This is a genomic window from Lelliottia sp. F153, from assembly GCF_002870005.1.
Taxonomy (GTDB): Bacteria; Pseudomonadota; Gammaproteobacteria; order Enterobacterales; family Enterobacteriaceae; genus Enterobacter; species Enterobacter nimipressuralis.
Genome location: NZ_PKFT01000005.1, coordinates 60,441 through 74,362 on the forward strand (window position 1 = coordinate 60,441; position 13,922 = coordinate 74,362).

The 13,922-nt window shown below is 50.5% G+C and carries 12 protein-coding genes; 5 read left to right on the forward strand and 7 right to left on the reverse strand.

Going from position 1 to position 13,922, the window contains the following annotated elements:
* Positions 1-13 precede the first annotated feature (13 nt).
* The 6 genes from F153LOC_RS13660 to kbl all read right to left on the reverse strand — a co-directional run bounded on the left by F153LOC_RS13660 (position 14) and on the right by kbl (position 7,239).
* On the reverse strand, positions 14-931 hold the full coding sequence (locus tag F153LOC_RS13660) for a capsular polysaccharide synthesis protein (RefSeq protein ID WP_102105056.1): 918 nt from the start codon (positions 929-931) through the stop codon (positions 14-16).
* Between the two features lie 18 nt (positions 932-949).
* Positions 950-1,798 (reverse strand): glycosyltransferase, encoded by an 849-nt coding sequence (locus tag F153LOC_RS13665; protein ID WP_102105057.1) that lies wholly within the window; start codon positions 1,796-1,798, stop codon positions 950-952.
* A gap of 72 nt (positions 1,799-1,870) precedes the next feature.
* A complete protein-coding gene (locus tag F153LOC_RS13670) occupies positions 1,871-3,130 on the reverse strand; it encodes an O-antigen ligase (RefSeq protein WP_102105058.1) in 1,260 nt (419 codons plus the stop codon).
* A 68-nt stretch (positions 3,131-3,198) separates the two neighbouring features.
* Positions 3,199-4,785, reverse strand: coding sequence for a phosphoethanolamine transferase (locus tag F153LOC_RS13675; RefSeq protein ID WP_102105059.1), 1,587 nt, complete (start codon positions 4,783-4,785; stop codon positions 3,199-3,201).
* 222 nt (positions 4,786-5,007) lie between these two features.
* Positions 5,008-6,033 (reverse strand): L-threonine 3-dehydrogenase, encoded by a 1,026-nt coding sequence (gene tdh / locus F153LOC_RS13680; RefSeq protein WP_102105060.1) that lies wholly within the window; start codon positions 6,031-6,033, stop codon positions 5,008-5,010.
* A 9-nt stretch (positions 6,034-6,042) separates the two neighbouring features.
* Complete coding sequence (kbl, locus tag F153LOC_RS13685) at positions 6,043-7,239, reverse strand: glycine C-acetyltransferase (protein WP_102105061.1); 1,197 nt, start codon at positions 7,237-7,239, stop codon at positions 6,043-6,045.
* 215 nt (positions 7,240-7,454) lie between these two features.
* Between kbl and rfaD the strand changes: the two genes are divergently transcribed.
* The 5 genes from rfaD to F153LOC_RS13710 all read left to right on the forward strand — a co-directional run bounded on the left by rfaD (position 7,455) and on the right by F153LOC_RS13710 (position 12,741).
* Positions 7,455-8,396, forward strand: a complete 942-nt coding sequence (gene rfaD / locus F153LOC_RS13690) for an ADP-glyceromanno-heptose 6-epimerase (protein WP_102105062.1) — start codon at positions 7,455-7,457, stop codon at positions 8,394-8,396.
* 106 nt (positions 8,397-8,502) lie between these two features.
* Positions 8,503-9,549, forward strand: coding sequence for an ADP-heptose--LPS heptosyltransferase RfaF (gene rfaF / locus F153LOC_RS13695; RefSeq protein WP_102105063.1), 1,047 nt, complete (start codon positions 8,503-8,505; stop codon positions 9,547-9,549).
* Between the two features lie 3 nt (positions 9,550-9,552).
* The gene (rfaC, locus tag F153LOC_RS13700; protein ID WP_102105064.1) at positions 9,553-10,539 is read left to right on the forward strand and encodes a lipopolysaccharide heptosyltransferase RfaC; all 987 of its coding nucleotides are present in this window, start codon (positions 9,553-9,555) and stop codon (positions 10,537-10,539) included.
* A complete protein-coding gene (gene rfaQ / locus F153LOC_RS13705) occupies positions 10,532-11,635 on the forward strand; it encodes a putative lipopolysaccharide heptosyltransferase III (protein ID WP_102105065.1) in 1,104 nt (367 codons plus the stop codon). Before rfaC ends, rfaQ begins: the two co-directional genes overlap by 8 nt.
* A complete protein-coding gene (locus tag F153LOC_RS13710; RefSeq protein ID WP_102105066.1) occupies positions 11,632-12,741 on the forward strand; it encodes a glycosyltransferase family 4 protein in 1,110 nt (369 codons plus the stop codon). Before rfaQ ends, F153LOC_RS13710 begins: the two co-directional genes overlap by 4 nt.
* On the opposite strand, the gene F153LOC_RS13715 is transcribed toward F153LOC_RS13710, so the two are convergent.
* Positions 12,723-13,823 (reverse strand): glycosyltransferase family 4 protein, encoded by a 1,101-nt coding sequence (locus F153LOC_RS13715; protein WP_102105067.1) that lies wholly within the window; start codon positions 13,821-13,823, stop codon positions 12,723-12,725. The two genes, F153LOC_RS13710 and F153LOC_RS13715, sit on opposite strands and share 19 nt — an antisense overlap.
* Positions 13,824-13,922: the final 99 nt, after the last annotated feature.

Sequence of the window (13,922 nt, forward strand, 5' to 3'; positions counted from 1 at the left end):
AGTTTGTGGCTGATTAGTTTAATTTAAAAGAACCATTTAGGATATTGCTATAGATTGTCGGCTGACCCTCATGCGTTGTGATATATCTCTCTTTATGGGAGAGCTTATAAATCCCAATATGATCATTACTGAGTACTTTGATCGATGCAGAATCTGCTGAAAGATTCATATATTGTCGAAGCAGAAAGCGAGAATTTCCAGTCACAGGTTGTTCATCCATAACTCGTCGGAATTGTGGAAATCTTTCACGAGCATATAAGAAGCTATAATCTATCAAAAAATATTCGATCAAAGTATCATGATGTTGCCAGTAACGGTAAAGCACATCGCGAACAAATTTTATAATTTGATTAGATTTCTGAGAAGACAAAAAATAGGCGGTCCAGTAACCTTGACTTAATGTATCTTCATTGGCTTCAAAGCGAAGCGATGAGAAGGTATTTTCATAAAACGACCCTGGGACAGGTTTAGTTATAAATACGGTGGCATCCATCCATATACCACCATATTGATACAGCAGGGAACAACGAACGATATCTGAATATTGAGCTTTGCTAATAAGACCTCTCTCATATTTTTCCTTTATATAATCAGGCAAGGACAAATACAGAGGGATATTATCATCAGTTAAAATCACTACTTTTGCGTCTGGTGAATGTAACTGCACTGATTCAATACATCTTTTCACCAGCTCAGGTGCATTATCTAAACCTTGAAACCAACAAATCCAAATGATCCGAGACTCGCTGGAACTGGACTGAGATTCAATATTTGTTTCAGGCTGTATGTTAAGATCATCAATGACTGTGAATATTTTATCTTTTTTCTTTTTTTCATAACGCGTCGCTATATCTTTGAAAAAAGAATAATTAGTCTTTTTATACCAGCGACGTGATTTTTTTATGATTTTATTCAATACATTAATATTCATCATTTCACCGTTAACAAATTAAAAAATCTCTTTTAAAGTGCGACGCAATAACTTCATTCTTAATTTCATATCTTTCTTTTTTCCGCATAATAACTGATTCATTCTATTAGATTTAAAACCTCTAAACGACATTAACTGAAAAAGATTATTACTGCGCGTTTCTTCGGACATAAACTCACGATATTTGAAATACAGTTTGCGATATGCATTATATTTCTTTATCTGTGAAGTAATTCTGTCACTGCCATGTTCGGCATCAACCATAGCCGTGCTAAAATTATATTTAATGCCTGGACCATATTTTATAATAAGCTTAATCCAGACATCACGATCTTGCTGTTGCTTGATCTCAGGTGAAAAACCACCGACTCCAAGCAGTTTTTCTCTGGTTGTGAGAACTTGGTTACCAACAACGTTTTCACATAAAACATCCTGTAACGTAATGAGTCTTTTATGATTATTTTCAGGATAACGTCTATGTTTCTTATCCAGCCGCGCTGGTGTATCCGTAATGAACGCATATTTTTCTTCGTAACGTGCGACCAGCTTTGATAAACGCTCAGGTAGAAAATAATCGTCATCATCCAATCCGGTCACAAATACTCCCTGCGAAAGCGAGTAACCTCGATTACGACTGAAGTTAGAACCGCTGTTTTTTTCGTTACGCTCGTAAATGAACCGAACGAAACGCGCTTCACATTCATTGCGTATCTTTTCAATGAGTTGCGTTGTTTTTTCATTCGAGCAATCATCAACTATCACTAACTCTATAGCAGAATAAGTCTGTGCGATAACTGAACGAATAGCACGCTCTAGTAAGTCTTCTCTGTTATAGGTAGTCACAATGACTGAAATCAGTTTATCCATAGCTTGCCCGTTTGTTCGGTAGTATTTCTCCACCGGGAAGAATACCGATTTCCCGGTGAAGAATCAAAATGATTACTTAATGACATCCCTGTGCTTATTTTGCTCAAGTAAAACGATGGACATAATGAGCGTTAGCATCCAGGCAACAGGAGTTGTTTTAGAGTAGAACATCACCCCACCAACGCCAAACATAATTAAAGAAACAAGAAAAGCACAAAGAATAATACTATTTACTTTTCGCAATGCATACCAGGCAACAGAAATAATAAAGAGAATATAGAGAATTAAACCAGTTGGTCCTTTGACGGAAAGTGTTTCAACAACTTCATTATGTAAATGACCGGCGATATGAGGATAAACACCTCGTAAACTTTTATCTTTCTCAACTTCAGCTATTATCTTTTTATTACGTTCGTCTGTTGATTGCCAAAAATAATTTCCTTTTGCCGCTATAAGTCCTGTCTCCCACATAGCAAAACGCGCACCCACTGAAGTAGCACTATTATTTTTGTCATATGCTACAATGTCGCGGTTAAGGTCGTTATATCTCTGGACAAGATTATCTTTCATCATAAAAGCACCTGCCAGCAATGTTATTATAAAAACCACTATCCCTTTCCATGGAATATGTTTTTCCTTATAACATTTAACAACCAGCAAACCGAAAAATATTATCGGATAGGTTAGAATTGCAGCTCGTGTTTCAGTTGCAATCAGCATCAAAAATGTAATGAAGAAATGACCCAGAATAATGAGTTCTTTCCATTTACTTGAAGTATGCTGAATGACTAAAATTGTATAGAAAGAAATGAACGCAATCGTGTAAGCCGCCCCTGTCGCGTCAGCCCCTTGAGCCAGTGAAAATGTTACCCTTTTTGTTTCGAGATAGAGATGCTGATATCCACCATAAATTATAATCATTAACTGAAGCGCTATAGCCAACACAATATGAATTTTATTGTTGCCTAACTTAAGATGATTTTTGCTCACCAAAACAAAAATACTAAACGCCCCATACAAACATATTTTCCCGACCTCAAGATAGGCACGATACGAATTTATTGCAGTGCTATTATCTGTTTTAAACATCCTAAACCAAATAAGGTCAGATACTCCAATAATAAAAAGTACAAGGCATATCCAAAACACATCATTCTTTCTAAAATTCTTAAGATCAAGTATAAAAACTAGCAATGCAGTGACGCCTGCAACACTAAGTACTTTAACGGAAAAGTTTGGCGAGACAATCACACAGCCAAAAGCGATGGCACACAACCCAAACAATAGGTGCATCAAAGCTGACTGGATTTTTTCACATTTATAAGTGACCATTATCGTTCCATTTTTCAAAAAGATAGCAAGGTGAAAATCCCACTAATAATAAATCGGGCCCATCTACGTTAGCGGACATTTCGCCAGTCATAAGTCTTTCCCGTAGTATCCATGATGGACACGTCTTTTTCATAGCTGGATAACCATGACTCAACTGTTTTAATCGACTCGCCTTGTCGATGTATTCCCAGCCATAGTTCGGCAAGCGTATTTACATCGTCTGTAGACCACGTAGTATCATAAGTACCTATGATTTTATCCATTGCATCATCTGGATGGCTGTACCAAATGAACATCGGTACTTGCAAAGCATCTTTGGGCGGATTAACCCCACCATGGGAATAGACTACTGCTCGATTAACGTCGCGCACCAGGCCATGATCAGAAAAATACATGACCGAAGAACGCGTATTTTCCAGAGAACGGAATATATTACCCATTAAAGTATCCGTATAACGTACGGAATTATCGTAGCAATCATCTGCAACACTACCACCGGATAACAGAGCCTTATTTTCGGGGAAGCGTCGACAGGCGGGTTCATGACTGCCATACAAATGGAGTACGATAACCTTCTTGCCCGGTTTTTTTAAGGCGTCATTGAGAAGTGGGAGCAATGCCTCATCATAGCCCTCGTCAACCCACTCCGACTTATGTGCGTTCATGGCAATGCCAGTTATAACATTGTTATGCGCGCCACCTTTTCCCTGACGGCTAAACCAATACGTTTCGTATCCGGATTTATTAGCGATATTTATAATATTATCACCGTACTTACGTGGGTCTCTGGCATTCACCGTATCCGCCGTTATAGCTAAAGGAACGGCCATGATAGTGACTGGCGCAGGGGAAACGGCGTTGTTGAAAAGTAGCAACTGTTTCTTTTGTTGCTGTTCTATGAGCTCAGGAGTTGTGTCTCTTTTATATCCATAAATGCTCATATTGGCCGTGCGTTCAGATTCACCAATAATTAGCACATAGTTATCAATACCAGTTTCAGATAAAGTCAGTTTATAATCAGGTATATTTGCACCAATATTAGCCACTACCGAAATATCATCTACGGCTTGCATAAACACTTTTGCGGTACTGACAGGAGTGGCTTGCACAAAACGTTGAGTCAGGCTTTCAACATTACTTTTCCTGATCTGATGCAAATAGGCTTGTGCGAAAAAAGCAAACAATGTGAGACAAAGGATGACAACAGGCCAGCGACGGAATTTCGATTTAATTGGATATTTACCGGTATTAATTGTGTAAATAAATAATGCACTAAGCCCTACAAGAATAAGACAATCTCGCCAATAAAGCCCAAGCATTGAGCTTGCCTCTCCCGGTGTTGTATTTAACACACTCATGGCAAAGCCATAGCTAAATGCTGAATTGAAATTATTCCACGCATATAACTGGAGGCTGATATCTGCCGCAATGGGGATTAACAAAATGGCTGCAAATACATTCCTGATTACTTTATTATTAATGCATTTTAACGTCAGCATGATTAATAAAAAAATTAACGTTCTGTTAATCACCGCATTATATTTTGCGGTCAAAATATTAACGCCTGCAACTATTAGCATAGAAATAATCAACAAGATATAACTTGTTAATTTTGAACAGGTTCCAACCGACTTCTGTGAAAACAAAATTGACATATTAACCTGATTCGAAGATCCCTAATCTTCATGACATTATCATTCAAATGATCTGCACACCGAAAATTTACTCCATGCAAAAACAGGAATAAGTTTCTGTATGTAACTGTGTCGAGAAGAAGGAATGAAGAAAAATTCGCCAAAAACTAACAAGTAAAAGCCACAAAGTCAAACCATCACAAATAGCAATGGCACCCATACTATCGGGTGCCATTGAGCCTGTTAATCCCAGCTCAGGATCACTTTCCCGGACTGGCCCGAGCGCATCGCGTCGAAACCTTTCTGGAAATCATCGATGCCGAAATGGTGCGTAATGATTGGCGTCAGGTCCAGACCGGACTGGATCAGCGCAGCCATTTTGTACCAGGTTTCAAACATCTCACGGCCATAAATACCTTTGATGAACAGACCTTTAAAGATGACTTTGTTCCAGTCGATAGACATATCTGACGGCGGAATACCCAGCATCGCGATACGGCCACCGTGGTTCATGGTATCGAGCATAGTGCGAAACGCAGGCGGTGCACCGGACATCTCCAGCCCCACATCGAAGCCTTCGGTCATGCCGAGCTTGGCCATTACGTCGCTCAGGTTCTCTTTCGAGACATCCACTGCGCGAGTCACGCCCATTTTGCGCGCCAGAGACAGGCGGTATTCGTTCACATCGGTGATCACAACGTTACGCGCACCCACATGTTTCGCCACCGCTGCGGCCATAATGCCGATCGGGCCTGCGCCTGAGACCAGCACATCCTCGCCCACTAAATCAAACGACAGCGCTGTGTGAACCGCGTTGCCGAACGGGTCGAAGATCGAAGCCAGGTCGTCAGAGATGTTGTCCGGAATTTTGAAAGCATTAAACGCCGGGATCACCAGATATTCAGCGAAACAGCCCGGACGGTTAACACCTACGCCCACGGTGTTGCGGCACAGATGGGTGCGTCCACCGCGACAGTTACGGCAGTGACCACAGGTGATATGGCCTTCACCGGAGACGCGATCGCCGATTTTAAACCCCTTCACTTCCTGGCCGATACCCACCACTTCGCCGACGTACTCATGACCAACCACCATCGGAACCGGGATGGTTTTTTGCGACCACTGATCCCAGTTGTAGATGTGAACGTCGGTACCGCAAATGGCGGTTTTACGAATTTTGATCAGCAGATCGTTATGACCGACTTCCGGCTCCGGCACGTCGGTCATCCAAATCCCTTCTTCCGCTTTCAGTTTGGATAACGCTTTCATCACACGTCCTCAGGCAATCACGCCCAGTTGTTTGCCGATGCGGGTAAAGGCTGCCACCGCACGCTCGATTTGCTCAGGTGAGTGCGCCGCAGACATCTGGGTGCGGATACGCGCCTGACCTTTTGGCACCACCGGGAAGAAGAACCCAGTGACGTAAATCCCCTCTTTTTGCAGCTCGCGGGCAAAGTTTTGCGCCACAACCGCGTCGCCTAACATCACCGGGATAATCGCGTGATCGGCACCTGCCAGCGTAAAGCCTGCAGCGGTCATTTTTTCGCGGAACAGATGCGCGTTAGACCACAGGCGATCGCGCAGCTCAGCGCCCGACTCCACCATCTCCAGCACTTTAATAGAGGCAGAGACAATCGCCGGTGCCAGAGAGTTAGAGAACAGATACGGACGGGAGCGCTGGCGCAACCATTCGACCACTTCCTTGCGCGCTGCGGTATAGCCGCCGGACGCGCCGCCGAGCGCTTTGCCCAGAGTACCGGTGATGATGTCCACGCGACCCATCACGTCACAATATTCGTGGGAACCGCGACCGTTTTCACCGACAAAACCGACCGCGTGAGAGTCATCGACCATCACCAGCGCATCGTATTTGTCTGCCAGGTCGCACACGCCTTTCAGGTTGGCGATCACGCCGTCCATGGAGAACACGCCGTCGGTGGCGATCAGCACGTGACGCGCACCGGCTTCACGCGCCTCTTTCAGACGCGCTTCCAGCTCCTGCATATCGTTGTTGGCATAGCGGAAACGCTTCGCTTTACACAGACGCACGCCGTCGATAATCGAAGCATGGTTCAGGGCATCAGAGATAATCGCGTCTTCCGCACCCAGCAGGGTCTCAAACAGACCGCCGTTGGCGTCGAAGCAGGAAGAGTAGAGAATTGCATCTTCCATCCCGAGGAACGCCGCCAGCTTGCTCTCAAGCTGTTTGTGGCTGTCCTGCGTGCCACAGATAAAGCGCACAGAGGCCATACCAAAACCGTGGGTGTCCATGCCGTTTTTGGCAGCGGCAATCAGCTCAGGGTGATTCGCAAGACCTAAGTAGTTGTTCGCGCAAAAGTTGATCACCTTGCTGCCGTCAGCGACGGTGATATCCGCCTGCTGCGCAGAAGTGATAATACGTTCTTCTTTGAACAACCCTTCCGCGCGGGCGGTCTCCAGGTCGTTGTTTAACTGTTTGTAAAAATCACCACGCATTGCAATTCTCCAGACTCGGCAAATTTCGGCACATATTACCCAAACCTATACGTCGATACGAGATGACGCATCATCAGTTATCGTTTTTGCAGCATAAATCACGTGTACCCCTGCTGCATATCGGTGAATGGCTGAAGGGGCGCCATACTAATGATATGATATGAATATTAGTGTTCGGGACTGGCCCCGAACTCCACACTACAAAGGTTACCGTTATGATCATCGTTACCGGCGGCGCGGGCTTTATTGGCAGCAATATTATCAAGGCCCTCAATGACAAAGGCATCACCGACATTCTGGTCGTGGACAACCTGAAAGACGGCACCAAGTTCGTGAACCTGGTCGATCTGAACATCGCCGACTACATGGATAAAGAAGATTTCCTGATCCAGATTATGGCAGGTGAAGAGTTCGGCGAGATCGAAGCCATCTTCCACGAAGGTGCCTGCTCCTCCACTACCGAGTGGGACGGCAAGTACATGATGGATAACAACTATCAGTACTCCAAAGAGGTTCTGCACTACTGCCTGGAGCGTGAAATTCCGTTCCTGTACGCCTCTTCTGCGGCGACCTACGGCGGCCGTACCTCCGACTTTATTGAATCACGCGAATACGAACAGCCGCTGAACGTCTACGGCTACTCCAAATTCCTGTTCGACGAATACGTGCGTCAGGTTCTGCCGGAAGCCAACTCCCAGATCGTGGGCTTTCGCTATTTCAACGTCTACGGACCGCGTGAAGGCCATAAAGGCAGCATGGCGAGCGTGGCGTTCCACCTGAACACGCAACTGAACAACGGCGAAAGCCCGAAACTGTTCGAAGGCAGCGACGGCTTCAAACGCGATTTCGTCTATGTGGGCGACGTGGCGGCAGTCAATCTGTGGTTCTGGGAAAACGGCGTCTCCGGCATCTTCAACCTGGGTACCGGCCGTGCGGAATCCTTCCAGGCGGTAGCTGACGCGGCGCTGGCCTACCATAAAAAAGGCAGCCTCGAGTACATTCCGTTCCCGGAAAAACTGAAAGGCCGTTACCAGGCGTTCACTCAGGCCGATCTGACCAACCTGCGTGCTGCGGGCTACGATAAGCCGTTCAAGACCGTTGCCGAAGGCGTAACGGAATATATGGCCTGGTTAAACCGCGATTCACAAACTCATTAAGCGGTAACAAGGCTGCATCTGAGTGCATCCCCAGGAACATAGGATAACTGTGTGACTGAGGTGAATGCAGGCAGCCAACGCTGAGACCGTTTGAAGGATGAAGTGAATGAAAATACTGGTGATTGGCCCGTCATGGGTGGGCGACATGATGATGTCGCAAAGTCTCTATCGCACGCTCAAGGCGCGCTATCCCCAGGCGATAATCGACGTGATGGCACCCGCGTGGTGTCGTCCGTTATTGTCGCGGATGCCGGAAGTGAACGAAGCGATCCCCATGCCGCTCGGCCACGGGGCGCTGGAAATTGGCGAGCGTCGCAAGCTCGGGCATAGCCTGCGCGAGAAACGCTACGACCGCGCGTTTGTTCTGCCGAACTCTTTCAAATCTGCCCTCGTGCCTTTCTTTGCGGGCGTCCCGCACCGCACCGGCTGGCGCGGCGAGATGCGCTACGGTCTGCTCAACGATGCCCGTGTGCTGGATAAAGAGGCCTGGCCGTTAATGGTCGAGCGTTACGTGGCGCTGGCGTATGACAAAGGCGTGATGCGCACAGCGAAGGATCTGCCGCAGCCGCTCCTGTGGCCGCAGCTGCAGGTGCACGACGGCGAAAAATCGCAAACGTGTAATGCGTTTGACCTTTCGGCGGAACGCCCGATGATCGGCTTCTGCCCTGGGGCAGAATTCGGCCCGGCAAAGCGCTGGCCGCACTATCACTACGCCGAGCTGGCAAAACAACTGATCGACGAAGGCTATCAGATCGTGCTGTTCGGTTCGGCGAAAGACCACGAAGCGGGCAACGAAATTCTCGCCACCCTGAGTAACGAACAGCAGGCCTGGTGCCGCAATCTGGCAGGGGAAACTCAGCTGGAGCAGGCGGTTATCCTGTTGGCGGCCTGTAAAGCGGTCGTCACCAACGATTCGGGGCTGATGCACGTCGCCGCCGCGCTAAACCGCCCGCTGGTCGCGCTGTACGGCCCAAGCAGCCCGGATTTCACGCCGCCTCTGTCCCATAAAGCGCGTGTGATTCGCCTGATCACCGGCTATCACAAGGTCCGCAAAGGCGATGCGGCAGAAGGCTATCACCAGAGTCTGATCGATATTACGCCTCAGCGTGTCCTCGATGAACTCAACGATCTGCTGTTGAACGATGAAGGATAACGAATGCGGGTCTTGATCGTGAAAACCTCTTCTATGGGCGATGTCCTGCACACGCTGCCGTCTCTGACGGACGCGAAGCGTGCCATCCCCGGTATTCGTTTTGACTGGGTGGTGGAAGAGGGCTTCGCGCAAATCCCCACCTGGCACGAGGCGGTAGACCGCGTTATCCCGGTGGCGATTCGCCGCTGGCGCAAAGCCTGGTTCTCCGCACCGATTAAAGCTGAACGCAAAGCCTTTCGCGAGGCGGTGCAGGCGCAGCGCTACGATGCAATCATCGACGCTCAGGGCCTGGTCAAAAGCGCCGCGCTGGTGACGCGCCTGGCGCATGGCGTCAAACACGGTATGGACTGGCACAGCGCCCGCGAACCGCTGGCGAGCCTGTTTTACAACCGCCGCCACGCCATCGCTAAGCAGCAGCACGCCGTTGAGCGCACGCGCGAGCTGTTCGCTAAAAGCCTCGGCTACGCCAAGCCTGAAACCCAGGGCGATTACGCTATCTCGCAGCACTTCTTAACGGGATCGCCGCATGACGCTCAGCCCTACCTGATTTTCCTCCACGCCACAACGCGCGACGACAAGCACTGGCCAGAATCTCACTGGCGGGAACTGATCGGGCTGCTCGGCCACACAGGCTTGCGCATAAAACTCCCGTGGGGCGCGCCACACGAAGAGGCGCGGGCCAAACGGCTGGCGGAAGGATTTGATTACGTCGAGGTTCTGCCACGCATGAAACTCGATGGCGTCGCACAACAGCTGGCGGGGGCGACCGCGGTGGTTTCCGTGGATACAGGGCTAAGTCACCTGACGGCGGCCCTCGATCGACCTAATATTACGCTTTACGGCCCAACCGATCCGGGCCTTATCGGCGGCTACGGAAAAAATCAAACTATCTGCCGCCCGGAACATTCATTGCAGCTGAGCGACCTCAGCGCCGCTGCGGTTTTTGCGCAATTAGAGCCTTTGCTGGCAGCAGAGAGAGCCTATGTCTGATTTTTTCTCAGCGGAGCGTCCGCCAAAACGCGTGCTGATCATTAAGCTGCGTCACCACGGTGACGTCCTGCTGACCTCCCCGGTCTTTACCGTATTGAAAAAAAACTGGCCGGACGTGGAAGTCGATGCCCTGGTGTATGACGATACCCAGGCGATGCTCACCAGCCATCCGTACATTGACCAGGTGCATACCATTGGCCGCAACTGGCGCAAGCAGGGGTGGTTTGCCCAGCTCCGCCTGTACCGTGCGCTGCTCAAGACGCTGAAAGCGCGTCACTACGACGTGCTGATTAACCTCACCGAACACTGGCACGGCGCGCGTCTGGCGCGTCGTCTGAAACCGCGCGTCTCCGTGGGCTTTAAGCCGGAGAAACGCAGCGGGCTGGCGCGTCGTCGCTGGGTGAAATCCTTCACCACGCTGTATCCGGCGATTCAGGACAACAGCCGTCACATGGTCGAGGTGAACCTCGACGCCCTGCGTCGGATCGGGATTCACCCGCAAAACGATGACGATAAACATACGCTGTTTGTGCCAGGCGACGTGGCGGAAGCCTCAATCACGGAAAAACTGGCCGGTTTTGGCCTTGCCAGCAAATCCTATATTCTGGTGCACCCGACCTCCCGCTGGATGTTCAAAGCCTGGGATATCAAAAAGCTGGCGGCCACCATCGACAACCTCGCCTCGCGCGGGCTGCCGATTATCCTCTCGGCTGCACCGTCGAAAGAGGAGTCGGCCTATATGGATGAGCTGCGGGCTGCGCTCAGACAACCGGTGTTTGATTTAAGCGGGCAGCTGAATCTGAAAGAGTTGGGCGCCTTGATGAAACACGCGCGGATCTACTTCGGCGTCGACTCAATGCCGATGCACCTCGCGAGCGCCGTCGGCACGCCAACCGTGGCAATTTTCGGCCCGACAGGGGCGATCAAATGGGCGCCGTGGGGCGTGAACTATCGCGTCATCACCGCCGGAATGACTTGCCAGCCGTGTGGCAAAGCAGGCTGTGGCGATGGCGGCGTGTCGGACTGTATTACGGCGATTACGCCTCAGCAGGTTCTGAGCGCCATCGATACGCTGCTGCTGGACTCTCCGGCATGAAACTGGCGATCGTCCGACAAACCTATAACCCCAACGGCGGCGCGGAGCGTTTTGTCTCCCGCGCGCTGAACGTACTGGCGCAGGATACAGCGCTGGATGTGACGCTGATTGCCCGCCAGTGGGAAGACGCTGCCGGCTGGAACACGCTGACGGTGAATCCGCCGTTTCGTAACCGTCTGACCCGCGAATCCGGCTTTGCTGACGCCGCCGCCGCGCAGTTTGCACAGTTCGATATCGTGCAAAGCCATGAGCGCATTCCGGGCGCGACGATTTTCCGCGCGGGCGATGGTGTTCACGCCACCTGGCTTGAGCAATACAGTCGCATTTTGTCGCCGCTGGCGCGCTGGGCGCAGTCCCTGAGCCGCTATCATCGCTATATTTTGCAGGCAGAAACGCAGATGTTTATCCATCCGCAGCTGCGCAAAGTGATCTGCAACTCGAAGATGGTGCGCGACGATATTGCTCGCCGCTTTGCGCTGCCGGACGATAAATTGACGGTGATTTATAACGGCGTCGATACCCGACATTTCTCGCCCGACGTGCGCGCGCTTTCCCAGCGTGATGCGTGGGGCATTCCGCGCCATGCCCCGGTGCTGGCGTATGTCGGGTCCGGCTTCAGTCGCAAAGGGGTGGCTACTGCCCTGCGGGCCATTGCGCCGCATCCTGACGTCTGGCTGGTGATCGCCGGGCGCGATAAACATGCCCGTAAATTCGAAAAGTTGGCTCAGACCCTCGGTGTGGCATCCCGCGTACGTTTTCTGGGACCGGTGGCCGATGTTCGCCAGGTGTACGGCACCGCCGATGCGCTGATCCTGCCGACCCTTTACGATCCGTTCCCGAACGTCTGCGTCGAAGCGCTGGCCTGCGGCCTGCCGCTGATAACCAGCCACGGCTGCGGTGCGGCAGAGTGGATCGAAGAAGGCGTTAACGGCTGGGTACGTGATGCCCTCGACAGTAACGGCTATCAGCAGGTCGTCGGCGAATGGCTTAAAGGGCGAGAACTCGGGCGGGACTATTCAGCAGCGGCACGCGCCACTGCTGAACCCTACACTCTTGAGAGAATGGCGAAAGAGCTACAGTCGCTTTATCACGATTTGCTGCGCTGAGCGGCATCAGAGAAAACCTTCTCCATCGCATCCAGCATGCATTCGCGGGTAAAATGGGCGCACAGGTAGTCATATCCCTGCTGCGCCAGCGTCTCGCGAAGAGACGCGTCGATATACAGTTTCTCAATCGCCCCTTGCAGCGCAGACTCATCACGCTGAGCAATCAATAATCCCGTTTTGCCGTCGATCACCGCATCCGCTGTACCACCCGCATCGGTGGCTATGGTCGCGATACGTGAGGCTAGCGACTGCAATACCCCCTGCGGCACCCCTTCCATATCGTGCGATGGGCTAAGGGCGATATCAAACGCCGGGAACCAGCGCTCCGGATCGCTGCGATGCCCGGCCATGAGTACGCGCTGCTGCAACCCCAACGCGGTGATTTCCTGCTCCAGCGTCGCCTTGTGTGGCCCCTCACCGACGATCGCCAGTTTAATACGCCGGTTATCGATCTTCGCCAGAGCGCGCAGCAGCACGCTGTGGCCTTTGTTCGGGCGCAGATGCGAGACCACGCCGAGCCAGAAATCATCCTGCGTCAAACCGCAGTGCTCACGGGCCTGCTGTTTATCAGCAGGATGAAAACGCTGAGTATCTACCCCACTGGGCACCGAGGTGCTCTGTGCCATCGGCACACCAATATCAGCCACCTGATGGCGAAGCGCCTCGCCCGTGGTCACAATATGGGCGCAGGCTTTGCGAAACAGCCAGCGGGTCGTCCAGTTGTTACGTGGAACGCCCGACGCATGGCGAGTACGTACCAGCGGGACGGGATTCGAGAGAGTCAGGTTGGCGAGCGCCACCAGCCAGGTATCCGCAGAATTGTGACTATTGATGACATCTATAGATTTTCGGTTGTCTTTCAACCAACGACGCAGCAACTGCAGATTTTTGAAATTTTTCCGCTTCAGCGGCATTGTCACTACCGTCAGCCCTGATTCACGGGCCAGGGCGTGCAGCGGCGCTGTTTCCGGGCAGAGAATGGTCACCTGATGGCCGCGATGAATAAGCCCTAATGATTCGTTGATAATGCGCAGCGGCTGCCCGCCTTTGCCACCATCTGCTTCGGTGTGAACAATATGCATACATTTCCTGTTAAGAATCTCACCTGAATAACTCTAATTGATAGCCCGGGAGGATCTTTGTCCTGTAGGCATATGTTTTTAGTCTCTACCCGATATAAT